The organism is Aliiglaciecola sp. CAU 1673, from assembly GCF_029223185.1.
Taxonomy (GTDB): Bacteria; Pseudomonadota; Gammaproteobacteria; order Enterobacterales; family Alteromonadaceae; genus Bowmanella.
Map to the genome: position 1 here is coordinate 18,226 of NZ_JARHUG010000012.1, position 23,541 is coordinate 41,766.

19 protein-coding genes and 1 riboswitch are annotated in these 23,541 nt (G+C 51.2%); of the genes, 11 read left to right on the forward strand and 8 right to left on the reverse strand.

Going from position 1 to position 23,541, the window contains the following annotated elements; translation table 11 throughout:
• Positions 1 to 7: 7 nt before the first annotated feature.
• Positions 8 to 1,306 (forward strand): 4-aminobutyrate--2-oxoglutarate transaminase, encoded by a 1,299-nt coding sequence (gabT, locus tag P2G88_RS12380; RefSeq protein WP_275796408.1) that lies wholly within the window; start codon positions 8 to 10, stop codon positions 1,304 to 1,306.
• Positions 1,307 to 1,406: 100 nt separating this feature from the next.
• Here gabT and P2G88_RS12385 read toward each other — a convergent pair whose 3' ends face one another.
• The 3 genes from P2G88_RS12385 to hppD are packed head-to-tail and all read right to left on the reverse strand — an operon-like array spanning position 1,407 to position 4,038.
• Entirely contained in the window at positions 1,407 to 2,414 is a 1,008-nt protein-coding gene (locus tag P2G88_RS12385) for a fumarylacetoacetate hydrolase family protein (RefSeq protein ID WP_275796410.1), read from the reverse strand.
• Positions 2,411 to 2,959, reverse strand: coding sequence for a VOC family protein (locus P2G88_RS12390; RefSeq protein ID WP_275796412.1), 549 nt, complete (start codon positions 2,957 to 2,959; stop codon positions 2,411 to 2,413). The genes P2G88_RS12385 and P2G88_RS12390 overlap by 4 nt, the downstream gene beginning before the upstream one ends.
• Positions 2,959 to 4,038: a 4-hydroxyphenylpyruvate dioxygenase gene (gene hppD / locus P2G88_RS12395; RefSeq protein WP_275796414.1), complete on the reverse strand. Its 1,080-nt coding sequence runs from the start codon at positions 4,036 to 4,038 to the stop codon at positions 2,959 to 2,961. Before hppD ends, P2G88_RS12390 begins: the two co-directional genes overlap by 1 nt.
• Positions 4,039 to 4,162: 124 nt before the next feature.
• On the opposite strand from hppD, the gene P2G88_RS12400 reads away from it, so the two are divergent.
• A complete protein-coding gene (locus tag P2G88_RS12400; protein ID WP_275796416.1) occupies positions 4,163 to 4,612 on the forward strand; it encodes a MarR family transcriptional regulator in 450 nt (149 codons plus the stop codon).
• Positions 4,613 to 4,807: 195 nt separating this feature from the next.
• Here the strand turns inward: P2G88_RS12400 and P2G88_RS12405 are convergent, their stop codons facing one another.
• The 4 genes from P2G88_RS12405 to P2G88_RS12420 form a co-directional block, all read right to left on the reverse strand.
• The gene (locus P2G88_RS12405) at positions 4,808 to 6,133 is read right to left on the reverse strand and encodes a hypothetical protein (RefSeq protein ID WP_275796418.1); all 1,326 of its coding nucleotides are present in this window, start codon (positions 6,131 to 6,133) and stop codon (positions 4,808 to 4,810) included.
• 120 nt (positions 6,134 to 6,253) lie between these two features.
• Positions 6,254 to 6,478 carry a hypothetical protein gene (locus tag P2G88_RS12410; RefSeq protein ID WP_275796420.1) on the reverse strand — a complete coding sequence of 75 codons (225 nt, stop codon included), beginning with the start codon at positions 6,476 to 6,478 and terminating at the stop codon, positions 6,254 to 6,256.
• A 165-nt stretch (positions 6,479 to 6,643) separates the two neighbouring features.
• Positions 6,644 to 9,817 carry a multidrug efflux RND transporter permease subunit gene (locus P2G88_RS12415; RefSeq protein ID WP_275796422.1) on the reverse strand — a complete coding sequence of 1,058 codons (3,174 nt, stop codon included), beginning with the start codon at positions 9,815 to 9,817 and terminating at the stop codon, positions 6,644 to 6,646.
• 9 nt (positions 9,818 to 9,826) lie between these two features.
• The gene (locus P2G88_RS12420) at positions 9,827 to 11,020 is read right to left on the reverse strand and encodes an efflux RND transporter periplasmic adaptor subunit (RefSeq protein ID WP_275796424.1); all 1,194 of its coding nucleotides are present in this window, start codon (positions 11,018 to 11,020) and stop codon (positions 9,827 to 9,829) included.
• Positions 11,021 to 11,254: 234 nt separating this feature from the next.
• Here P2G88_RS12420 and P2G88_RS12425 point away from each other — a divergent pair, with 234 nt between their 5' ends.
• On the forward strand, positions 11,255 to 11,872 hold the full coding sequence (locus P2G88_RS12425) for a TetR/AcrR family transcriptional regulator (RefSeq protein ID WP_275796426.1): 618 nt from the start codon (positions 11,255 to 11,257) through the stop codon (positions 11,870 to 11,872).
• On the opposite strand, the gene P2G88_RS12430 is transcribed toward P2G88_RS12425, so the two are convergent.
• Positions 11,869 to 12,222, reverse strand: a complete 354-nt coding sequence (locus P2G88_RS12430; protein WP_275796428.1) for a hypothetical protein — start codon at positions 12,220 to 12,222, stop codon at positions 11,869 to 11,871. The two genes, P2G88_RS12425 and P2G88_RS12430, sit on opposite strands and share 4 nt — an antisense overlap.
• Before the next feature lie 427 nt (positions 12,223 to 12,649).
• On the opposite strand from P2G88_RS12430, the gene ccoG reads away from it, so the two are divergent.
• The 8 genes from ccoG (at position 12,650) to P2G88_RS12470 (ending at position 23,519) form a co-directional block, all read left to right on the forward strand.
• Positions 12,650 to 14,077, forward strand: a complete 1,428-nt coding sequence (gene ccoG, locus P2G88_RS12435; protein ID WP_275796429.1) for a cytochrome c oxidase accessory protein CcoG — start codon at positions 12,650 to 12,652, stop codon at positions 14,075 to 14,077.
• Positions 14,077 to 15,048 carry a serine/threonine protein kinase gene (locus tag P2G88_RS12440; protein WP_275796431.1) on the forward strand — a complete coding sequence of 324 codons (972 nt, stop codon included), beginning with the start codon at positions 14,077 to 14,079 and terminating at the stop codon, positions 15,046 to 15,048. Before ccoG ends, P2G88_RS12440 begins: the two co-directional genes overlap by 1 nt.
• A 314-nt stretch (positions 15,049 to 15,362) precedes the next feature.
• A riboswitch (cobalamin riboswitch) is annotated at positions 15,363 to 15,564 on the forward strand.
• Positions 15,565 to 15,620: 56 nt separating this feature from the next.
• Positions 15,621 to 17,531, forward strand: a complete 1,911-nt coding sequence (locus P2G88_RS12445; protein WP_275796433.1) for a TonB-dependent receptor — start codon at positions 15,621 to 15,623, stop codon at positions 17,529 to 17,531.
• Between the two features lie 107 nt (positions 17,532 to 17,638).
• Positions 17,639 to 18,262, forward strand: coding sequence for a thiol:disulfide interchange protein DsbA/DsbL (locus tag P2G88_RS12450; RefSeq protein ID WP_275796435.1), 624 nt, complete (start codon positions 17,639 to 17,641; stop codon positions 18,260 to 18,262).
• A gap of 106 nt (positions 18,263 to 18,368) precedes the next feature.
• Positions 18,369 to 18,992: a thiol:disulfide interchange protein DsbA/DsbL gene (locus P2G88_RS12455; protein WP_275796437.1), complete on the forward strand. Its 624-nt coding sequence runs from the start codon at positions 18,369 to 18,371 to the stop codon at positions 18,990 to 18,992.
• Positions 18,993 to 19,150: 158 nt separating this feature from the next.
• On the forward strand, positions 19,151 to 20,395 hold the full coding sequence (locus P2G88_RS12460) for an HlyD family efflux transporter periplasmic adaptor subunit (protein ID WP_275796439.1): 1,245 nt from the start codon (positions 19,151 to 19,153) through the stop codon (positions 20,393 to 20,395).
• Between the two features lie 2 nt (positions 20,396 to 20,397).
• A complete protein-coding gene (locus P2G88_RS12465; RefSeq protein ID WP_275796441.1) occupies positions 20,398 to 21,105 on the forward strand; it encodes an ABC transporter ATP-binding protein in 708 nt (235 codons plus the stop codon).
• Positions 21,105 to 23,519, forward strand: coding sequence for an ABC transporter permease (locus tag P2G88_RS12470; RefSeq protein ID WP_275796443.1), 2,415 nt, complete (start codon positions 21,105 to 21,107; stop codon positions 23,517 to 23,519). The genes P2G88_RS12465 and P2G88_RS12470 overlap by 1 nt, the downstream gene beginning before the upstream one ends.
• Positions 23,520 to 23,541: the final 22 nt, after the last annotated feature.

Consider the following 23,541-nt stretch of genomic DNA (forward strand, 5'->3'; position numbering starts at 1 on the left):
AAATGAAATGTCAGCCAACGCCAAACTGCAGGTCAGAAAAGAAAAAGTCATTGCCCGTGGCCAGGGGAATTTATACCCGGTGTATGTGAAAAAGGCCTTAAATGCCGAGGTCTGGGATGAAGATGATAACCGTTATATCGATTTCGGCACCGGCATTGCCGTGTGCAATACCGGTCATAACCATCCCAAGGTCAGTGCGGCGGCCAAAGCGCAGATTGATGATTTCAGCCATAGTTGTGTGATGGTCAATCCCTATGAGGAAGCGGTGGCCTTGGCTGAACAGCTGGTGCAGCTAGCCCCAGGCGATACCCCCAAGAAAGCCATCTTCGTCACCACCGGTGCTGAGGCGGTGGAAAACTGTATCAAGATTGCCCGTGCTCACACCGGACGACGTGGTGTCATTGCTTTTAATGGCGGCTTTCATGGGCGCACTAACCTGGCCATGGCGCTGACCGGCAAAATCACCCCCTATAAATATCAGTTCGGACCTTTCCCCGCAGACATTTATCATGTGCCTTTTCCAACGGCGCTGCATGGGGTCAGTGAGGAGCAAAGCCTGCATGCCATCGAAACCTTGTTTAAGGTCGCCATTGCCCCTACGGATGTCGCGGCAATCATCATCGAACCGGTACAGGGCGAAGGTGGCTTTTATATTGCCCCGCCCACTTTCTTACAGGCACTGCGCAAACTGTGTGACGAACATGGCATAGTGATGATCCTGGATGAAATCCAAAGCGGTTTTGGCCGCACCGGCAGCATGTTTTGTCATGAGCAGGCCAATATTGAAGCAGATTTGATGACCACCGCCAAAGGTATCGCCGGCGGTTTTCCCATCGCTGCTGTAGTGGGTAAGGCCAACATTATGGATGCCCCACTGCCAGGCGGTCTCGGTGGTACTTATGGCGGCTCACCTGTGGGCTGTGCAGCAGCGCTGGCGGTATTGGATGTCATCGAAGAAGAGAAACTGATTGCCCGTTCCAACGAAATTGGTGAGCGCTTCCAAACCCGCTTGGGCGCGCTGCAAAAGCAGTTTCCTCAATTGATTGGTGAAGTCAGAAACCGTGGTGCGATGATCGCGTTGGAGCTGGTAAATAACGGCGACGCGCATCAGCCCAATATGGTGCTGACCAAGGCACTGATTGCCAACGCTCCAAGCCATGGCCTGATCCTGCTGTCCTGCGGCTTCTATGGCAATGTGATTCGCTTTTTGCCGGCGCTGACCATTCCCTTTGATCAACTGGAAGAAGGGCTGAATAGCTTTGAGCGCTTGTTTAAGGCACTGGCTAAGGCGCAAAAGGCGGCTTAGGACGCTATGCCCGATTACTGCATTCGGGCATGACGATCTTGGCGGGCCACAACCCTAATAAAAAAGGGCCCTTCGGCCCTTTTTCAATATGTACAGAGACTTAAGCTTTCTTCACGGACTGCTGAATCTTACCGAAGATGGAGTGGCCATCTTTATCCAGCATCTCAATCTGGATTTCGTCACCGAAGTCCATAAAGGGGGTGCTGGGTTTGCCTTGCTGAATGGTTTCAATCATGCGAATTTCGGCAATACAGCTATAGCCAACACCGCCTTGATCAACCGGTTTACCGGGCCCGTTGTCCAGTTTATTGGAGACCGTGCCGGAGCCTATGATAGTACCTGCTGCCAGCGGTCGAGTCTTAGCCGCATGGGCGATCAACTGACCGAAATGGAAGGTCATATCCACACCCGCGTCCGGCTTGCCGAACAGCTTGCCGTTTAAATGGGACAGCAATGGCAGATGAAGCTTACCAGCCTGCCAGGCATCGCCCAGCTCATCCAAGGTTACACAGACCGGGCTGAAGGCACTGGAAGGTTTGGATTGATAGAACCCAAAACCTTTGGCCAACTCACCAGGAATCAATCCGCGCAGGGACACGTCGTTGACCAGCATTACCAGGCGAATGTGCTTAAGCGCCTCTTCTGCCGATACACCCATGGGCACATCGTCCAGTACCACCGCAATTTCCGCCTCGAAGTCGATGCCAAAGCCATCTGATTGCGGCATCACAATGGGGTCATGCGGATTCAGGAAGGTATCGGAACCACCCTGATACATCAGTGGATCGGTCCAGAATGTCTCCGGCATCTCGGCATTTCTGGCTTTACGCACCAGCTCTACGTGATTCACATAGGCGCTGCCGTCAGCCCAGTGATAGGCGCGGGGCAAGGGCGAGGCACATTGGCTTTGCTCAAAAGGCTCACCCGACAGCTCACCGCTTTCCAGGGCCTGGTAACGGGTATTCAGAAGGCCTTGCACTTCGTCCCAGTTATCCAGTGCAAACTGCAAGGTAGGCGCGATATCAGCCACAGAGACCATTTTAGTCAGTGAGCGGTTCACCAGCACCAGTTTGCCGTCACGTCCAACTTTAAGGCTGGCTAACTTCATGCTTTGCCTCCCTTGAACTCACCTTCGCCGTGCAGCCAGGCTGCGTGCTTGGGTGCTTTCTTGGTTTTCGACCATTCTTCGAGCATGGCCGGGCCTACCCGCTTCAGCTCTTCCAGCATGCCGGGCTTGGCGGTATTGGCCGCCAGCTCAATACGATGGCCGTTAGGATCGAAGAAATAGATGGATTTGAAGATGGTGTGCTCTGTGGGCCCTAACACATCAAGGCCGTGGTTCAGCAAACGTTCTTTGGCGGCCAGCAGCTCATCCATGCTCGCGACTTCAAAGGCGATATGTTGTACCCAGGCCGGGGTATTACCGTCACGACCCATTTCCGGTGAGTTAGGCAGTTCAAAGAACGCCAAAACGTTGCCCATGCCAGCGTCTAAAAAGACGTGCATGTATGGGTCAGGTGCCTTGGTAGAGGGCACTTGGTCCTCGGCAATGGCCAGCAGAAATTCCATGCCCATGACTTTCTGGTAAAACTCTACCGTTTCCTTGGCATCCTTGCAGCGATAGGCCACATGGTGGATACGTTGGATATTCATTATTTGCTCCCTACCACGCCACGCGCTACCTGGTCGCGTTCGATGGATTCAAACAAAGCTTTGAAGTTGCCTTCACCGAAACCTTCGTCCTGCTTGCGCTGGATGAACTCGAAGAACACCGGACCCAACACGGTTTCAGAGAAAATCTGCAGCAGCAGACGGGGCTGACCGCCTTCGGTGGTGCCGTCTAACAAAATGCCGCGGGCTTGCAACTCGTCTACCGGCTCGCCATGGCCAGGCAAACGTTCTTCCAGCATCTGATAGTAAGTGGCCGGTGGGGCAGTCATAAACTTCACGCCCTGTTTCTTCAGGCGATCCCAGCAGGCAATCAGGTCATCACAAGCAAAGGCAATATGTTGGATGCCTTCGCCGTTGTACTTCATCAGGAATTCTTCGATCTGGCCGCCGCCACCGCCGCCAGCTTCTTCATTCAGAGGAATGCGGATCTTGCCATCGGGTGCGGTCATCGCCTTAGACAGCAGACCGGTATATTCGCCTTTGATGTCAAAGTAGCGGATTTCGCGGAAGTTAAACAAGTTGCTGTAGAAGTCGGCCCAATATTGCATGCGACCGCGATAAACGTTGTGCGTAAGGTGATCCAGGGTATGGAAACCGCAGCCTTCTGGATGACGGTCTACGCCTTCAATCCAGTTGAAGTCGATGTCATAGATAGTACGACCTTCCTCATAGCGGTCAATCAGGTACAAGGTAGCACCGCCGATGCCTTTAATCGCAGGCAGACGCAGTTCCATGGCGCCGGTTTCAATTTGTACCGGTTGCGCGCCTTTTTTCAGCGCTTGTGAATAGGCGTACTGGGCGTCTTTTACGCGAAAAGCCATACCGCAAGCCGATGGGCCGTGCTCGATGGCATAGTAATAAGCATGGCTTTTAGGCTCATAGTTGGTGATAAAGTTGATATCACCCTGACGCCACAGCTCTACATCTTTGGATTTATGGCGGGCCACTTTAACAAAGCCCATGGACTCAAATACCGGCTCCAGAATACCTTTTTGTGGTGCGGTGAATTCCACGAACTCGAAGCCGTCCAGGCCCATTGGGTTTTCAAACAAATCAGCCATTCTCGTCCCCTTGTTTACTCTTTACTTGTTTTTGGGCAACCTTTGGCAATATTGGTGCCCGCAATATAATTTGGGTGTCCACATTAGTTTCAAATGAAACCTTTTTCAATAAGGGAGCCTCATTTTGTCGGCAGAACCAACTACTCCTTTGAATTTGCAGCGATTTCTGCCCTATCGCCTGTCCACCCTGTCGAATAAAATTTCCCAGTCGTTAGCCAAGCTTTACAGCAAGCGCTTCGATATCAGTATTCCAGAGTGGCGGATCCTGGCGGTATTGGGTCAGGGCACCAATCTATCCGCAGTACAGATCGCCGGTTTGACCGCCATGGATAAAGTGGCCGTCTCCCGCGCCGTTAAACGCCTGCTTGAAAAAGGCCATATCAGCAAAATCCAGGATGACAGCGACAATCGCCGCTTTGAACTGTCCCTCTCCGAGCAGGGGCAGGCCTTGTATAAAGAAGTGGTGCCGCTGGCAATGGAATACGAGAGGCGCCTGTTGGCAGGCCTGAGCGCTCAAGAAATAGACAATATGGATAAGCTGCTGAATATGCTAGATCAGGTGGTGTTGAAGTAGCGGAAAGCTGTATTGACAGTTTTACAGTCCATAGGGCTGCTGCTCTGTATTTGTCATTTGAAGAGCACTGCCATTTTTTGCTATCGGTTTCACTAAATTACTCTGAGTTAAAAAGTCTGACTGGTGGCAGCCAGCATCGTCTGATGATCTCAATAACCCAGCAGACCGCTTTAGGGTGGCAATAGCCTGGCTTTATTAGGCCTTATTACAAGGCTTGCACGCCCCTACCGGACGTAGCCACTGAGCATCGCTTAAAAGTGGTGCCGGCCGTTGGCCTTGGAAGTAACTATACAGGCGAGGTCTTGGTGGAATATCCGCACTTTGCGGCGCAAAAGGATTGGGCCGTTCATTGTTATTTGCGCTAAGGAAATCCAGTATCGGGTAGAGATAATGCTCATTCAGAAGATGTCCCCAGGCGCTTTTACCTTGTTGCAGGTAAAGTGCTCCAGCGAGGTTGATTAAGGGATTGTCTGGTTTATGTAGGGGACTGATAATTCCCAGTCGTGCTACCAAATCATGCTCATTGGCAAAGTTCTCTATAAAAGGCAGGCCAAGCTCGGCGCCATCAGTCTGTCGAATCTTGGTGACGGGGGTCATCACATTGGCACAATTGGCAAAGCAATAGATCTCAAGCTTACCAAGCACCTGTACCAGTCGTTGTTCACTGTCTTGGGCCTGGGCGATACCACATTCTTCGGTTTTTAAAAATGCCAGGGCCAGTCTATCCAGTGGCGCCAGCTTTTCTTCTTCCCGGATCCCCTTATGCTCAAGCACTCTCAGGGCTTTGGAGATGGCTCTTAGCACATTGGCGGTGATAATGGTGCCTTGTGAATGGCAGATCCAGACGATGCGGGATACCTTGGGATCTTTTAGCGCCTCCAGCAGGATAATGGCCGCCTTAAACGCAGGTTCGGTCATGGTCTGATCCAGATTTAAATCTGGATCGACCTTAAAACTCTTGCCCATGGCGCATTCCAGCAAATCCAGCAACAAGCCGTTGGTTTGGTTATGGATGCCGGTAATCGGGCGAGCGAACATCTCGCTCAGCAGTGCTGCATTAATCTCTGCCACCGCCTGATTGGTGGCCACACCGTTCAGGTAAAACCATTGTTCGTCAGCGAAAGGTTTGTCTATCGGCTTTGTATCAGGGTGCTCGTAGTAGCTGCTTGGTCGCCAGAACAGTTCCTGAATCATGCCGGGCAGCAGGGTTTGTGACCAGGGGCCAGGTTTATGGGAATAAGATGGAACGGACACTGCCAACAAATACTGCAGGGTACGCGCCAGCTTCCAGATATTAAGAATCTTAAATTCAGACAACGGCCGGTGTGGTGGAAGCCAGGACAGAGTGGGGCCAAAAATGGCTGGCACATACCACGGCGGTGTCATGGCCATTGCCCGTGCCGCAATTTTCAACAGATCCGCCATCGCGTTTTCCGGCAGATAGGCCGGTAGCTCCAGACTGTACTGGTGTTCTGTCAGCCAGGCCGGTATTGGTGGGAGAGGGCAAGATTCGCTTTTCATACACTGTCCTTAGGCGTCCAAGATACCAAATCCACTTAATAAGTGTACTTGGCTTTAAAGCGTAGACGTCTCAGAACAAATGATGATGAAACTTATCGATATGGCTTATACCAGCTGCGGCTAGGGAAACAGCAGAAGAAGGAAAACAACAATGACCAGCGCTGGAGCCATATAGTCTGATGTTGGCAGCCACCAGTATTTCAGCCGCTTTGCCATTAATGCATTTTGGTTTTGCACCAGTCGATGTCCCATGATCAGCTTCTGCGTTTCGAGATCGATGGTTAGCTCTGCCAATTCCTTATTAGAAAGGCTGTTAATCTGTTCAGAAATTTTTCTGACGTCCATAATCCCTTGTCCCTGCCTTCGCTCACAACTTACTGTTATAAAGTGTCTTTATCCAGAATTCTACTGTTGTCGATTTCAAAATGGACAAGCCGCAGAGGCTCAAACCGAACGCTATAAGACGTTCAGTCCGAGCTTCTCAGTTTAGGCCTTTCGGGCCGAACCTCTTCAGGCTAAACCTTCATCCGCCTCCACGTTTTCTTTCTTATGATGTTCGGCGATTTCATCGCTGAGTGACTTTCCATCACGGCTTTCCTTAAGCTTGCGTTCCGTCAGCCAATAGAAAAACAGCGGCAGGAAGAACACCGCCAGGAACGTGGCGGCTATCATGCCTCCCATCACCCCGGTACCCACGCTATGGCGGGCGCCAGCGCCGGCGCCTGAACTGAACGCCAAAGGCACAACACCTAGTATAAAGGCCATTGAGGTCATAATAATGGGGCGGAATCGCAAGCGCGCGGCTTCCAATGCCGCCGCAGCACTACTCCAGCCCTGCTGCTTCTTCATCAGTGCGTATTCGACAATCAAAATGGCGTTTTTGCCGGCCAATCCCAGCAAGGTCACCAAACCAATCTGGAAGTACACATCGTTGGTCAACCCAGCGACCCAAATAGCCACCAAGGCACCAAAAGTACCGAAAGGCAGCGCCAGCATGACTGAGAAGGGTAAGGACCAGCGCTCGTAAAGGGCAGCCAGGATCAAAAAGACCATTACAGCTGCCATGCTCAATGCCAGCCCCGTGGTACCTGCGCTACGCTTTTCCTGGAAAGCGGTACCGGTCCAGTCATAGCTCATATCCGGTGGCAACACCTGATTGGCAATACGCTCAATTTCAGCAATGGCTTGGCCAGAGCTGTAGCCAGGGGCGGCATTGCCCAACAGTTTTACCGCCGGCAGGTTGTTATAGCGTTCCAGGCTGTCGGGGCCGGTGCTGTATTGGATGTCAGCAAAAGCAGAAATGGGTACCATTTCGCCGCTGTTGCTGCGCACATAGATACGACCAATATCCCGGGGAGACATGCGAAACTCGGCATCAGCTGACATCAATACCTGCCAGGCGCGACCAAATTTGTTGAAGTCATTGACATAGTAGGTGCCCAAGGTACCGGCCAATGCATTAAAGGCGCTGTCGATCGGAATGCCCATAGCGCGGGCTTGTTCGCGATCGATATCCACCTTCAGTTGTGGCGAATTGGGACGCCATAAGGTTTGCACCCCGTCTAAAACCGGGCTCTGCTGGACAGCACCCATCAGCGTTTGCATACCTTGCTGTAGTTTTTCTGGGCCGCCCTCGCCGCGGTTTTGTAAGTAGAACTCGAAACCACCGGTATTACCTAAGCCAAAAATGGGCGGGGGGTTAAAGGCCAGCACCAACGCTTCCTTAATATGAGCGGTTTTCATAAACAACTCACCCACCAGTTGTTGCGTGCTTACTTCGCGATCATCCCAGTGAGTTTGAGTAACAAAGATAGTCGCCGCGCTATTTTTATAGCCGCCGCCGATAAAGTCGAAGCCGGTAAAGGCCACCACATTTTCGTTGGCAGGATTGGATTGGATGGCCGCGACCACTTCGGCCACCACTTCTTCGGTGCGCTCTAATGAGGCCCCGTCAGGCAGGAAAATGGCCGAAATATAAAAACCCTGGTCTTCATCCGGGACCAAAGAGCCCGGCGTTGCCCGCCACATACCAATGGTAATGGCAATCATGCCCGCCATTAATACCAGACCCAGCAGACCGCGGCGCAGCATAAAACTGACCGAGCCCACGTACTTGTTGGTCAGCCCATGGAACCAGTCATTAAACCAGCGGAACAAGCCGTCGGTTTGCTTGTGTTCGCGCTTTAAGATCATCACACACAGGGCTGGTGTCATGGTTAGCGCTACCAGACCAGACAAGGACACTGAAATACTGATAGTGATGGCGAATTGGCGGAACAACTCACCGGTCAAGCCGCCTAAAAAGGCGATGGGTACAAATACCGAACATAGCACCAGCACAATGGCTATTACCGGGCCACTGACTTCCTGCATGGCTTTGATGGCCGCTTCCCGGGCATTGAGATGCTGCTCATGCATAATGCGCTCGACGTTTTCGAGCACCACGATGGCATCGTCCACTACAATACCGATGGACAGCACCATACCAAACAAGGTCAGGGTGTTGATGGAATAACCAAGTAAGTACAATCCGGCAAAAGTGCCCAGTAAAGACACCGGCACTGCGAGAGTCGGGATCAGCGTGGCGCGCCAGTTTTGCAGAAACAGATAGACCACCAGGAATACCAGTACCATGGCTTCACCCAGGGTTTTCAATACTTCCCTGATGGACACTTCCACAAAGCGCGTGGTGTCATAGGGGACCGAGTGTTCCAGGCCGGTAGGGAAACGGGTTTTCAGCTCGGCGACGGTTTCATTCACCTCTTTAGCCACTTCCAGGGCGTTGGCGCCAGGTTGCAGGAAAATACCCACCAGCACAGCATCTTTACCATTGATTCGCCCGGCAAAGTCATAGTCTTTGGATCCCAACTCCACCCGAGCCAGGTCTTTCAGGCGCAAGGCGCTACCATCGGGGTTGGAGCGAATCAGGATCTGTTCAAATTCTTCTGCGGAGGTCAAACGACCTTGGGCTGTGACGCTATATACCAGCTCTTGCGGACTACTGGAGGTGGGTGTCGAGCCGATTTTACCTGCGGCGTATTGGGAGTTTTGCTCACGTACCGCAGCAGTAATTTCCTCTACCGTGACCCCTAACTGACTCATCAGGTCCGGCCGCAGCCATATGCGCATGGCATAGTCTTTGGCACCGAAGATCTGTACGTTGGTGGTGCCTGGAATTCGCTTGATTTGATCGAGGATGTTCAGGGTCACATAGTTGGAAGTCCAAAGGGCTTCGCGGCTGCCATCCGGCGAATAGAAGGCATGCACCTGCAAGAAGCTGGAGGAGCCTTTTTCTACTATTACACCCTGACGGCGGGTCTCTTCCGGCAAACGGGCTTCCACCTGTTTGACGCGATTATTCACGTTCACCGCCGCTTGATCCACATCGGTGCCAATTTCAAAGGTCACCAGAATGGTGGTCACCCCGGCGCTGGTGGACGTAGATGACATATACATCATGCCTTCTACACCGGTTATGGCATTCTCTATCGGGGTGGCCACGGTTTGTTCCAGTACCTCGGCTGATGCACCTGGATAGACTGCCAACACTTGCACTACTGGTGGGGCGATTTCGGGATACTGAGCGATCGGTAGACTGCGCATGGCCGCCAAGCCTGCCAGAACCACGAAGATGGAAAGAACAAAAGCAAAAATGGGCCTGTCGATAAAATAACGGGAAAACATGCTTACCCCTTATTCCGCTGCGCCAGGCGCTGTGCCCTGCTTACCCAGGGTCACCGGCATTCCCGGGAAGAAAATGCGGGCCATACCGTCGATAATGACCTGATCACCGGTTTTAAGGCCGTTTCGAATCACCCAGGCATTTTCCATTCCCTGATCACCCTCTAGGTTTACCCACTCTCCCACTTCCACCGGTGCCGGTTTGGCCACTTTCATGCCGTTTTCGCCATCGGCCATCAAATAGACGTATTTGCCCGTACCGCTGTCCAGTACGGCGCGCTGGGGCACCACATAGGCGTTTTCACGCGCAGCACCTTCCAGCACCACCCGTACGAACTGTCCTGGGCGTAGTTTGAAGTCGGGGTTAGGCACAATGGCTTGTAGTTCACTGGTGCCAGTGTAGGTATTGATGCGCACATCGCGGAAATTCACTTCACCAACGTGATCGTAGAACGAACCATCCTGCAGCTTTACGCGGGTTTGCCAATGGCCATCCTGGGGCAAGCTTAACCGGCCTGCTTCGGCATCGCGGCGCATTTGCAACTGTTCACGCTCGGATAAACCAAAGCGAATTCGAATAGGATCCAGTTGTGTGACCTCGGTCAGCAATATTTCGGGACCAGGCACATAGGTGCCCTCTGAAACCAGTTCGCGACCTGCAATACCGGTTACCGGGGAAGCTACCTTGGCGTATTCGAGATTCAGCTCAGCCTCACGCAGTCTGGCATCTGCAGCTTTCAGATCAGCCTGGGCAATTTCTTCAGCCGACACCGCATCGTCATAAGCCTGCTGTGAAACCGTTTTGTTAGCGCGCAAAGCGGATAACCGCTTCACTTCCCGCACAGCTTTGTTCAAACGGGATTTTACCGCCAGTAAATCGGCCTGATAGCGATTAACTTCAACTTCAAAAGGTTTCAAGTCCAGCGTAAAGAGCGACTGGCCGGCATCGACCTTATCCCCTTCCTCAAAATTTCTGGATTCCACGATCCCCGACACCCTGGCGCGAATTTCCACTTCTTTTGAACCTGACAAGGTTGCCGGAAGTTCCAGCATAAAAGGAACCGTTCGCGGTGTCACAGACATCACGCTGACCATTGCCGGGTGCATTTCCATATGTTGTTCAGGTGCATCCTGACTGCATCCGGACAAAACCAGACAAGCCGTTACTGTAATAAGAAGTGAAGAGGCCTTGGAAGTAATGTGCATTGTTGCCATTGGCTCCTAAAAAAGCGAGAACGCTGAGATCATGATAAAATAGATGGAAAAAGTACACGATGTCGTATACTTTCGCCAGGGATACAACAGCACTTTGTTGTTGCAAAATGTATTTTTTGCATTGACTCCATAATAGGAGGCAGTAGTTAAAAGGGCGAAATTGATCTCGCTTATTTGTGTTCGTGGTGAAGTAGTCAGGCCTGTATAGGCCTATTGAGGGTCCAAATGGGACGCAGTGATGACAAGTTAAATGATATTCTGGCGGCGGCCATTGGTGAGTTTTGCGAAAAGGGTATGATGGCGTCGACCATGGAAGGCATTGCTGGTCGTGCTTGCGTGTCAAAGCGCACTCTCTATCGCCATTATCCGTGCAAAGAAAATCTACTGGATGCTGTGGTGGAGTCTTTACTGCAGCGTATCGCTCCCCTGAAGAATATTGCTTATGACCCGGACCGTCCACTACTTGAGCAGTTGAAGAAGCTCGGTACTTTGGCCGTGCAACTGAGTAACGATCCTGATTATCTACGCCTTTCCCGTATTGTGATTATTGAATCCATGCGTTCGGAAAAAGAGGCGAATCGCCTAAACGGTAAATTTGTGGACTGTGAGCAGGGTCTGCACAACTGGTTTATACAAGCCAGCAAAGCCGGTGCTTTGGGTGATATGGCGCCAGAATTGGCGGCGGCTTTGTTTTATGGACCGATTCGTGACTTGGGCTACTGGGACCAGGCCATATGCTGGTCTCCCCAATTAAGCAGCGAAGAGTCTGACGCCGTGGTTACAAAATGCTGTGAGTTTTTTATTCGCGGGATCAGCAGCCAGGCTGCGTCAGGAAAGGACTAGTTCCAATCTGTGCTCTTAATCTCTGAGCACAGGTAGGTCAGGGTATTACCGTAAACATAGGGGTTTTTGTCACCAGCCTGGCAGTAGCGCAGGTTGAATTGCTCGAGCTTGGCGCGGCTTGACATCACATCGTCAATGTAGGCCTTCTGATAATCCTTTAGATTGGCTATATGCGGCGCTACCTTTTCGCGAAGACCAGACAACATCTGACGCTCCCCCGCCAAGGCGATTTCCAGCATGAGATCAGAAAGGCTGTTCTGCATATCGGAAAACCAATACTGCACAAACGGGCTGCGCAACACGACAACCAGAAAAGCAATCTCAAGAATCAGTACTACAAAGCGTTTCATTGTGTTGGGTCAAGTAACATCATTGGCAGTCATAATATCCTAAGCCAGTGCCTGTGCACATAAGCAATACTTATGTTAAGTCATAACCAAGAATTGCTCATAATATGCACAGCGCTGTTGAAGCTGGGAAGTTGAGCGCTTTTCGTTAGTCTGTTCAAAATTAGGTATTGCCTACAGTACCAAAATCAATGGCGATAGTATCTTGGGCGCTGGGCAGATAAAGGGTAATGCAGTTAATGGTTGCCAAGGCGCGGTTAAACTTTATAATTTTCAGAAATTTCTGAAAGTACATAAATGTGAATTTAGTCACAAAGCGCCTACTCTCAGAAGGCTAAACCATTGATAATACTGCCAAGTGGCAAAAATGTAGTGTTTTCACACCGCGTGTATTCACACCGAGTGAAACTAAAAGCAGAGATCCAAGGTAATGAGTGATCGCATACCCGTAAAAAATGTCACGCCCGTAAAGATCCATATTCCGGACAGCCGGGAACAGGCGCTGAGATATGGTGCGAAGAGTCGTATCTATGTGCGCTCGGTACAGGGACCTCTGGAAACATTTCGACGTTATTTCGGTTTTATCTTTCTGGCCATGTTTGCTGTTTTTCCTTGGATTCGTTACGACGGTAATCAGGCCATCTTGCTGGATATCGGCGAACAGCGTTTCAATATCTTCGGGCTGACACTGTGGCCGCAGGATCTCACGCTGCTGGCGTGGATTTTCATTATCGGCGCTTTTGCGCTGTTCTTTGTGACCACCTTTGCCGGGCGAGTATGGTGTGGCTTTATGTGTCCGCAGACTACCTGGACCTATATGTTTGTGTGGTTAGAAGAGAAGATTGAAGGCAGTCGACATCAACGCATGAAGCTGGACGAGCGTGCTTTGGACTTTGACAAGTTCTGGCGCAAAACGCTCAAACATCTGGCTTGGTGGGCTATTGCATTGCTGACGTCACTGACCTTTGTCGGCTATTTCACTCCCATTGATGCCCTGTTTTTAGACTTTCTCACCTTTAACAGTGGTTTCTGGCTGACATTTTGGGTGTTGTTTTTCGCCTTCTGTACATATGGAAACGCTGGCTGGATGCGTGAAATCATGTGTACTCACATTTGCCCTTATGCCCGTTTTCAGTCGGTGATGTTCGATAAAGACACCTATACCGTCACCTATGACTTGCATCGTGGTGAGGATCGTGGCCCCCGTTCCCGCAAAGCCAGCCGCGAGGAACTGCAGGCAAAGGGAATTGGTGACTGTATTGATTGCAACTTATGTGTGCAGGTATGTCCCACCGGCATTGATATACGTAACGGCTTGCAGTACGAATGTATCAACTGCGGCGCATGCGTAGATGCCTGTAATGGTGTGATGGAAAAGATGGATTACCCTAAAGGGCTAATCAGTTACAACACCGAAAATCGTCTTAATGGCGGTAGCAGCCATATTCTACGACCCAAGTTGGTAGGCTATGCCGTGGTGTTGCTGGTGATGATCAGTTTCCTGGTTATGGAGATCATGACCAGAGTGCCTCTGCAGGTAGATATTATCCGTGATCGCACTCAGCTTTATCGGGAAACATCTGACGGCCTGGTTGAGAATGTCTACATCCTCAAAGTCCTCAACAAGTCACAGCATGAAGCCAGATATCGGATAGAATTGCAGGGATTGGATTCCCCCCGAATTACCGGCGACACAGAAATTTCGGTGCAAGGCGGCGAAGTTTATGTGCAGCCGATTTCAGTGGCTATCGATCCTTACAAACTGACCAGCAGCATAGAGGAAATACAGTTCAAGATAACCGCTCTAGGTGATGAGGAAGTCACGGTGATCGGCGAAACTAAGTTTTTGTATCGCTGATGAGTGATTTCAGTTTTTCCACCCTGACGCCGGACCTGATTCTGGACGCTATCGAAAGTACCGGCATCCGGGTGGAATCCGGTTTGCTGGCGCTAAACAGCTACGAAAACCGGGTTTACCAGTTTATTGACGAGGATAAACGCCGTCTGGTGGTGAAGTTCTATCGTCCGGCACGCTGGAGCAAGGCACAAATCCAGGAAGAGCATGATTTTGCCTGGGAGTTGCAGGACCAGGAAATTCCCGTGGTAGCGCCGCTGCGATTTGATGGACAAAGCCTGCAAGAGTATCAGCAATATAAGTTTGCTCTGTTCCCCTCTGTAGGAGGGCGCCAGTTCGAGGTGGACAATCTTGATCAGCTGGAGTGGATGGGGCGTTTTATCGGCCGTATTCATGCCGTTGGAAAAAGCCGACCCTTCGAGCAAAGGCCAGCCCTGTCTTGCGAAGAGTTTTTGCATGAGTCCCGGCGCACGCTGACGGAAAACCCGCTGGTACCAGATGGGCTACACAGAGCCTTTTTCACCGTGTTGGACCAGGTGATTGCACTGGCACAGTCCCAATACCGGCCACAACATCTGATACGCCTGCACGGCGATTGCCATCCCGGCAATATCCTATGGCGGGATGGTCCCAGTTTTGTGGATCTCGACGACTGCCGTATGGGCCCGGCAATACAAGATCTTTGGATGATGCTGTCAGGGGACCGTCAGCAGCGGCTGCTACAGTTGGACACACTGCTGCTGGCCTACGAAGAGTTTTGTGATTTCGACAGTAAGGAACTCAAGTTGATTGAACCGCTACGAGCCATGCGCATGGTCCATTATATGGCCTGGTTAAGCCGTCGTTGGCAGGATCCTGCTTTTCCTCAAGCCTTCCCCTGGTTCTCGTCGGAGAAGTATTGGGAGCAGCAGATATTATCACTTAAGGAGCAACTGTCCGATCTTCATGAGCCGCCGCTGTCTTTGATGCCTTAGGTGCGATGCATCCGTCCCTGGTGGTTCGCCCAGCTCGGCATCCTCTGCCTCGCGTTCGGAGCTGAATTTACTGCGAGCACTCGTAAGTTCCGGGCGCTCCTCACCCCTGGTTCTCGTCGGAGAAGTATTGGGAACAGCAGATATTGTCACTTAAGGAGCAGTTGTCCGCTCTTCAGGAGCCGCCTCTCTCTTTGATGCCTTAACTTCTATTGTTTGTCACTCCCGCGAGAGCGGGAGTCTGCAATGACAATCACAAACCTATTTTTAGCCGTCTAGATTTCCAAATAACACTGTCCTTTTAAGAACAACCGCTTATAATAGAGCGCGTAAATGGTGCTGCTTGTTATAAATAAGCGGTTAAACGGGAAGTCGGTGAGAAACCGACGCTGCCCCCGCAACGGTAAATGAGTGAACTTTGTCCATATGCCACTGTAGCGGTTTGCTATGGGAAGGCGACAAAGCCCGAATTGTTCGAACTCATAAGCCCGGAGACCGGCCTTTTGCAGGTGCTGGCAATAGCTGTCAGCGGATTCAATCTGCACTCGGGTGGAGTGCTAATCCAGGCAATTTGTATGCAAAAAACGTTTATAAGGGGCGCTTTAACGGTCGCCCTGCTCTCGTCCTATGGCCTTTATGCGGCCGAAGATATCGAAGTTATCAGTATCCTTGGGGCCCGACAGCCCATCGAGCTGTCCAAGCTCAGCGCGTCAGTATCCATCATTGATCGTCAGCAAATTGAAGACGCCGGTGTGCAGAATGTTTCCGATCTGCTACGAAGTCAGGCTGGTCTTCATTTTAGTCAGGATGGCGGCAAGGGCACGCAAACTCAGTTACGTCTGCGTGGCAGTGAGGCAAATCATGTGCTGGTGTTAGTGGATGGCGTTGAAATAAATGATCTCAGCGATGGTGGGGTTAACTTTGCTCACTTGACGCTGGATAACATCGAACGCATTGAAATTCTGCGCGGTCCACAAAGTGCGCTATGGGGCAGCGGGGCGTTATCAGGAGTGATCAATATCACTACCCTATCCGCCAAGGAGCGCATTAGTGGTGGACTAAAAGCAGAAGTTGGTCAAAACCAAAGTCGCCAACTCAGTGCCAATATTCAAACTAAGAGCTCTGCGTTGGGGTTTACCGGGGCCGTCAGCCATGGTGTTAGTGACGGTCAGAATATCTCACGTCAAGGCGACGAGACCGATGGCTTTCGCAACAACGAGGTTTCAGCTGGAATAGACTGGGCCCTTTCGGTGCAGTCGAAACTGATTGCACAACTGCGCCATCAAGATACTTACAACGAATTTGATAACACAGACTTTATAACCGGCCTGCCTGCGGATAGTGACAATTTTACTCATGGCAGACAAAGTAGTGGAAAAGTAGAGTGGCAATATAGCCCTGCTGACAGTCTCTGGAGTCAGTCATTGGGGCTGCATTACAGTCGTAACAATAGTGAAAATTTCAGCCCCGGCTTTTCTGAGGCTTCCGTCTATGATGTCAGCGAAACCGACAGCGACAAGCTGCGCTTTTTATGGCAAAACAACTTTCGCTATGGCGCTGCTAACCGCGTTACCCTGGCACTGGAGCATGTAGAAGAAGACTTTACCCAACGCGGACAAGCATCGCTCTGGGGAGATCCCAATCAGAAACAGCAAAACCAGACTCAGTCGGCCATCTTCGACGTGGTTCAGCAACTGAGTGATGCCCTTACACTAAACGGCAGTTTGCGTCAGGACAATAACCAGGTTTTTGAGGATGCGACCACCTATCGGGTGGGCCTCAGCTATCAGTTCAACCCCCTCTATCGCGCCTTTGCCAGTTATGGCAAGGCGATTAAGAATCCTACATTTATCGAGCGCTTTGGTTATACGCCAGATCAGTTCATTGGTAACCCGGGACTGCGACCGGAGGAGGCGGTTACCAGCGAGGTGGGTCTGAGCATTCAGTTGAATGGCTGGCGCAGTGAACTGAGCCTGTACAGCAGTCAATTAGAGGATGAAATTAACGGCTACGTCTATGACGTGGATTTGGGCGGTGCAACATCCGTCAATATTGACGGCGAGAGCGACAGGCAAGGCCTGGAGTGGCAACTTTTTGGTCAATGGCAGGGGGTAAATATAGCCTTGAATTATAGCTACCTGGATGCCAGCCAAGGTGATGAAGAGAGCCCTGAGGTCAGACGGCCAAAGCACTCGGCAGACCTTGCCCTGACCTATACTTTCCTGGACGAAAAAGCTGATTTCTTCCTGCAAATAAATTATCTCGGTAGCCGCCAGGATCTTTTCTTTCCTCCTCCGAGTTATCAAACCACCTATGTGGCCCTGCCTGTGGCAACGATCTTGAATGCTGCTTTCCATTATCGCCTCGACAGCCAGTGGAAGCTAAGTCTAAGAGCAGACAATCTGCTGGATAAGGATTATGAGGAGTTACTGGGTTACCGGCGTCAGGGACGTACCTTGTATGTTGGTGCAGTTTTTAGTTTCTAGCTTGCTTTTCTGAACGGTCGATGAAGGGCAGTGTTGCCCTTATCGGCATCAGCAAAAAGCTGTGATACTCTTTTCCCCGGTTTTTATCTTTTGGAAGTCAAATAACAATGAAAAAGCTACTAACACTGGCGTTTTTCGCCTTTATGATGCCCCTGCAAGCCTGCGCGCAGGAAAAATACCAGGAAGGTACCCATTACGAAGTGATCGCCGAAGAGGCCACTGCCAAGCCACAGGTTTTAGAGTTCTTCTCTTTCTGGTGCCCTCACTGCCATGCGTTTGAACCCCTGGTGGCCCAGCTAAAGAAAAAACTGGATAGCAACACCGAATTCGAAAAAGTGCATGTGAACTTTATGGGCTATGTGTCTGCTGAAACGCAGGATGCTGCCACCAAGGGCATGTTAGTCGGCCGTGCGCTAAAGCATGAAGAAGCCATGAACAAGGCCATCTTCAGCCATATCCATGAAAAGCGCCAACCCCTGACCAGTGCTGCCGATGTACGTGCTATCGCCTTGGATGCCGGCTTCAGTGCTGAAGAGTTCGATAAATTGATCGGCAGCTTTGGCGTCAACAGCCAGTTGTCCAAAAACAACAAAGCCATCGATCAATACAAGCGCAGCCTGACCGGAGTGCCTACCTTCATTATCAACGGCAAATATAAGGCCAAGTTCACCCGTGAAATGACGCCCGACGATATGATTGATTTACTGGTTTGGCTGACCAAGCTTAAATAAGCTGCATAAATATCCCGGCTCTAAGCCGGGATATTTTTGTTACAAATTCATTGTTTGGGGTCGCTATCCGGGTTGTTACCCTGGCCTTTTAGCTAACGGATAGCCCATGATGAAACCCATTCTTGCTCTCGCCTTTTTGGCCATGCTCCCTTTTCAATCGCTTGCTGCAAAGTGGCAGGAAGGCATTCACTTTGAAGTGGTCTCAGAGCAGGCCACAGCCACCCCCGTCGTTACCGAGTTTTTCTCCTTTTGGTGTCCGGCATGTAACGCCATTGAACCCATGGTGGCAGAATTGAAGACCAAGCTAACCAAGCAAGGTGCGGGCTTTGAAAAAGTACATGTGAACTACATGGGCTTTGCCGATAAAGAAACCCAGGAACTGCTGACCAAAGGCATGCTGTTGGCGAAATCCTTAGGTAGAGAGGCCGAACTGAATAAGGTCGTTTTTGACCACATCCACAAGGACAGAAAGAACATCGAAGGAATAGCCGATCTGCGCAAGCTATTTGTCGAAAACGGCGTTGATGGTACCAAGTTCGATAAGTTGATTGCCAGTTTCGGCATCAACAGTCAATTGGCCAAAAACAATAAGCAGATAGATAAATACCGCAGTAACCTGGGCGGTGTACCCTACTTCTTTGTTAACGGTAAATACAAAGCTACTGTGACCCGGGATATGACTCCTGATGACGTGGTGGAATTGATTAGCTGGCTGGCGACACAGCCATAACCTTCCCTCTCCCGCTTTCGCAATTCTTCTTCGCGGAAGCGGGAACAACCCCTCTCTAAATCCCCATCAAACTCTTAAAAAGCCATTAAAAACAAATAGATATACATTGGCATCAGCTTTGCTTTTTCTGTTTAATTAACTGCAAATAGAGCCAAAGCATGGATATCAAAAGAGAAAAGCCCAAAAAGTCGGTGAGTAAGCTTGGTTTGCTGGTGGGTTTTGGCAGCTTTGCCATCGCCGGCATTTGGTTATTAGTTCAGCCTGGCGCCGAGGCCAAAGTCGATCGCCAAGACATTTGGACTGCCCAAGTGCAGCGAGGCGACCTGCCGATGCAAGTGGATGGCTTCGGCAAGCTTAAATCCAAGGTGCAAAGGCTTCTTACCGCACCCACCAATGCCTTGGTTGAAGAAATTGTGCTGCGTCCCGGCGCGCTGGTCACCCCCGATAGCATTATATTGCGACTGTCTAATCCGGAAGTGGAACAGGAGGTTCGGGATGCCAAACGCGAGCTGGACAACCGCAAAGCCGAGGTCCGCCAACTCAAAATCAACCAACAGCGTGAGCTGTTGACTCAAAAAGCGATTTTGGCTGATTTGTCTTCCAAGTTGGAGTTGGCCCAAGTCCGGGTGGAAGCCGAGGCAAAACTACATGCCGAGGGGATTGTTTCGAGTCTGGACTTCAAGCGCTCAACCACCGAACTGGAGCAGTTTAAGCAACTGCTAAACATCGAGCAGCAGCGCCTGGAGCAACTGGCACAGGGGCATGAAGAAAGCTTAGTCATTGCTCAGGAGCGCATCGATCAGCAGCAAGAGCAATTGGCCGTGATAACGCAGCGCTTCGAGCGTCTGATCGTGCGCGCCGGAATGGATGGCGTGCTGCAGCAATTGCCGGTTGAACTCGGACAAAACGTCGCTATCGGCGAACAAGTTGCCTTGGTGGGCAGCATGAAAGAACTGCAGGCCCAATTGCTGGTTTCCCAGTCCCAGGTTCAGCAATTGGCCATCGGTCAGTCGGTGGATATCGATACCCGTGGTGGTCAGGCTGAGGGCCGGATCAGACGTATCGACCCGGTTATTCAGCAGGGCTCGGTACTGGTGGAAGTCGAAATTACCAGTGCCCTACCCGACAACGCCAGGCCGGAGCTCAGCATCGATGGCCTGATCCACACCGGACAATTGACCAACACCTTGTATATCAAAAAGCCTATCGGGGCCAGGCCTGGTAACAGCATGAGACTGTTCCGCCTATCCGACGAAAGCCATGCCAAAGCCACCAATATCAACTTAGGAGCAGAGGCAGGTGATTTTATTCAAATTATTGCAGGCGCCGCGGTAGGAGAATCCTATATCCTCACCGATATGTCGCGCTGGCAAGACCAACCCTCCATCAGCATTAAGGACTAACCATGACAACCGAAGCCAAAATCCAAATGATCGATATCACTAAGGTCTTTGTCACCGAGGAAATGGAAACCCATGCACTGCGCGGCGTCGACCTTGAAATTTACGATGGCGACTACCTCTCCATCTCCGGCCCGTCCGGTTGTGGAAAATCCAGTTTGCTGTCGCTGCTGGGGTTGCTCGACAGTCCCACCAGCGGGCGTTATCTGATAGAAGGCAAAGATGTCAGCAAGCTCTCCATCAATGAACGGGCGGTGGTCCGTAATCAGAAAATTGGTTTTATTTTCCAGGCATTCAACCTGATTGATGAGTTGTCAGTATTTGATAACGTAGCGCTGCCCCTGCGCTACCGCGAACCGGCATTGTCTGCCTCTGTGATTAAAGACAAAGTGATGGCCAGCCTGGAAAAGGTGCAGATGTCCCATCGTACCAGCCACAAACCTAATCAGTTGTCTGGCGGGCAGCAGCAACGTATCGCTATCGCCCGGGCATTGGTGGGCGACCCGGCCATTCTGCTGGTGGATGAGCCAACCGGTAACCTGGACTCTAAAAACGGCGATGCAGTGATGGATATGCTGGCCAAACTCACCCAGGCCGGCACCACCTTATGCATGGTAACCCATGATCCTCGTTATGCCGATATGGCCGGCCGTCGTCTGCATCTGCTGGATGGGCGTATGGCCGAATCGTTGCGTTTTCAGGAGGCGGTATAATGGCTGTCACCAACCTTATTCATGAATTCAAGCTGGCCTACCTTAGCCTGAAGCGAGCCCCTGGGTTTGTGGCCATTGTGGTCGCTACCTTGAGTATCACCCTGGGTGCGCTTCTGTGTATCTTCAATCTAAACCATCTACTGCTGACTAAGGCGTTTCCCTATCCGGATGCAGACAAATTGATGGTGCTGGACCATGTCATTACAGTTGACGGCGTTCCCCAGCATGGCAGTAACTCTATTGCCGGCATGCAGCATTTGTATAAGCAACAGAATTCACTCGAGTCGATGGCTTTAGTGCAGCGAGACAGGACAGTGCTGGTTAACCACCAGGATCAACCCCGCCTATCAGTGCGCTATGTGACGCCCGAGTACTTTCAATTGGTGGCTACACCAATGGCGCTGGGACGACCGTTCAGCCAGGAAGAAGGCATAGATTCCGGTGAGCACGTAGCGGTGATGAGTTTTCGTTTATGGCAGGAGCAATACCAAGGTCGCGCGGATATTATCGGCAGCAAGTTACAACTCGGCGACAATACCTACCGGGTGGTTGGGGTGGCCGCCGAAAACTTCCAGCCCCCGCAACTGACAGATATCGAATACGAAGATATCTGGCTGTCATGGGATAACAATCCACATGCAGATGCACAGTGGGGGATGTTTACCAGTGCCATGAAAGCCATCGCAGTGCTTGAAGATGGAGTCTCCCATCAGCAGGCCCAAGCAACGCTCAGTGCCCTCTTAAATGATGCTTATCGGGCCAGCGGTAGTACCTTAGAAGATGAAATGCTGAGTGTAGCCCTTATCAGTCTTGAGGATGCGATCAGCGCCGACAGTCAGAATGTGGCGCTGCTTCTGTTGGCCGGTGCCCTGGCGCTTTTGCTTATCGCCACTGCCAATGTCACTAATTTGTTTCTATCCCGCGCCGCACAAAAACGCAGGATGCTGGCTATTCAGGCCTCCCTTGGAGCCCGCACCCAACAGCTGTTCAGGGCGTTGTTTGCTGAGAGTTTGCTGCTATGTTTGGCATCCACCACAGTGGGCTTGTTAATGGCCGGTTGGGGTTTTGTCTTGCTACAGCAACTGGCTGAAGGGGAATTGCCCAGGCTGCATGAGCTGTCCCTGGATGTTGCCACCCTGGTGTTTTCTGTGTTTGTAGCTTTGGTGCTGGCTCTATTGTTTGCCTGGCTGTCTCGTTCAGTAATTAACTTTCGTGATCTCAGGGAACAACTACAAAGCAGCGGTAAAGGAAGCGGTGTACAAATTGATAAGAAGGTGCGCAGCAGTCTTGTCATTGCCCAGGTCAGCCTCGCCTGCGTGCTGTTAATTGGCAGTACCATGGTGATGCAACAAGCGCTGCAAACTATCGAAAAGCCTTTGGGTTTCAACACCCACCAGCTCTATCACCTGCGCGTGGACCCTGGGCAGGAATTCAGGGATAACGATGCCCGCGCCGCCTTGAGTCGTGATCTCAAATCTGCTTTGCAGAAAATGCCACAAGTCGCTGCTGTGAGTCGTTCAATTGCAGCTCCCATTCGGGAAGGCCGCATGAGTATTACCCTCAGTGATGAAAATATGCAGCGTATCGGTAGTTTTCGTATCAATCTGGTCGATGAGAACTACTTCAACTTGTTGCAGTTGCCCATGGCTCAGGGACGGGGCTTTCAAAATCAGGCCGATGACCAATCTAGTACCGAAATGGTAGTCAGTGAATCCCTGGCAAACATATTAGCTCCTGAAGGAGGCATTCTGGGTAAAGTATTTAAACTCGAGGAAGATCAGCCCATGCGGGTAGTGGGCGTGGTCAAAGACTACTTTAACCCAGGCGATATGGAAGAAGGCTCTGCGGCCAAATATTATTTGCCACATTTTCCCTATTTCGTTGGTTTTGACATCAAAGTATCAGCTGACTCTGCATTGAGTAAGCAACAGATTATGGAAAGCCTGGCACAGATCTATCCCAAATTGCGTATTGAAGAGTTTATTAAATTAGATACCAGCTACCAGGAACTGATCTACCGCCACAAGGTATCTGCGGCCCTGACATTGGGTTTGACTTTGTTGGCGCTGTTGCTTGCTGGTGCAGGAATCTACGGTGTACTCAGCTACAGCACGCAAATGCGTCGTTATGAACTGGGCATTCATATGGCGTTGGGCGCAAAGACCCACCAATTGCAGCGCAAGATCATGTTGGAAAGCCTGCTGCCTGTGGCCCTAGGTTTGCTGGGTGGACTGCTTATCGCGCTGCTAGCCTATGGCCTGGCCAAACAACAGTTGAGCCAATTGGTTCAGCCTAACGTCTTGGCCCTGTTATCGGCTTTGCCGTTGATGTCAGCAACCGCTGCACTAGCCTGTTATCTACCGGTTAGACGGGTTATAGTCCAGGACCCGGTGAAGGCGCTGCGAAACGAATAACACTGAAGGCCCGGCATTGCCG

Excerpts from the sequence above, each read along its gene's own strand:
- P2G88_RS12445 (WP_275796433.1), top strand. The coding sequence starts at position 15,621 with ATGCAAAAAACGTTTATAAGGGGCGCTTTAACGGTCGCCCTGCTCTCG.
- P2G88_RS12390 (WP_275796412.1), bottom strand. The coding sequence starts at position 2,959 with ATGAATATCCAACGTATCCACCATGTGGCCTATCGCTGCAAGGATGCC.
- P2G88_RS12465 (WP_275796441.1), top strand. The coding sequence starts at position 20,398 with ATGACAACCGAAGCCAAAATCCAAATGATCGATATCACTAAGGTCTTT.
- hppD (WP_275796414.1), bottom strand. The coding sequence starts at position 4,038 with ATGGCTGATTTGTTTGAAAACCCAATGGGCCTGGACGGCTTCGAGTTC.
- P2G88_RS12425 (WP_275796426.1), top strand. The coding sequence starts at position 11,255 with ATGGGACGCAGTGATGACAAGTTAAATGATATTCTGGCGGCGGCCATT.
- P2G88_RS12460 (WP_275796439.1), top strand. The coding sequence starts at position 19,151 with ATGGATATCAAAAGAGAAAAGCCCAAAAAGTCGGTGAGTAAGCTTGGT.
- P2G88_RS12450 (WP_275796435.1), top strand. The coding sequence starts at position 17,639 with ATGAAAAAGCTACTAACACTGGCGTTTTTCGCCTTTATGATGCCCCTG.
- P2G88_RS12455 (WP_275796437.1), top strand. The coding sequence starts at position 18,369 with ATGATGAAACCCATTCTTGCTCTCGCCTTTTTGGCCATGCTCCCTTTT.
- P2G88_RS12470 (WP_275796443.1), top strand. The coding sequence starts at position 21,105 with ATGGCTGTCACCAACCTTATTCATGAATTCAAGCTGGCCTACCTTAGC.
- P2G88_RS12410 (WP_275796420.1), bottom strand. The coding sequence starts at position 6,478 with ATGGACGTCAGAAAAATTTCTGAACAGATTAACAGCCTTTCTAATAAG.
- P2G88_RS12430 (WP_275796428.1), bottom strand. The coding sequence starts at position 12,222 with ATGAAACGCTTTGTAGTACTGATTCTTGAGATTGCTTTTCTGGTTGTC.
- P2G88_RS12440 (WP_275796431.1), top strand. The coding sequence starts at position 14,077 with ATGAGTGATTTCAGTTTTTCCACCCTGACGCCGGACCTGATTCTGGAC.
- P2G88_RS12415 (WP_275796422.1), bottom strand. The coding sequence starts at position 9,817 with ATGTTTTCCCGTTATTTTATCGACAGGCCCATTTTTGCTTTTGTTCTT.
- ccoG (WP_275796429.1), top strand. The coding sequence starts at position 12,650 with ATGAGTGATCGCATACCCGTAAAAAATGTCACGCCCGTAAAGATCCAT.
- P2G88_RS12405 (WP_275796418.1), bottom strand. The coding sequence starts at position 6,133 with ATGAAAAGCGAATCTTGCCCTCTCCCACCAATACCGGCCTGGCTGACA.
- P2G88_RS12420 (WP_275796424.1), bottom strand. The coding sequence starts at position 11,020 with ATGCACATTACTTCCAAGGCCTCTTCACTTCTTATTACAGTAACGGCT.
- P2G88_RS12385 (WP_275796410.1), bottom strand. The coding sequence starts at position 2,414 with ATGAAGTTAGCCAGCCTTAAAGTTGGACGTGACGGCAAACTGGTGCTG.
- gabT (WP_275796408.1), top strand. The coding sequence starts at position 8 with ATGTCAGCCAACGCCAAACTGCAGGTCAGAAAAGAAAAAGTCATTGCC.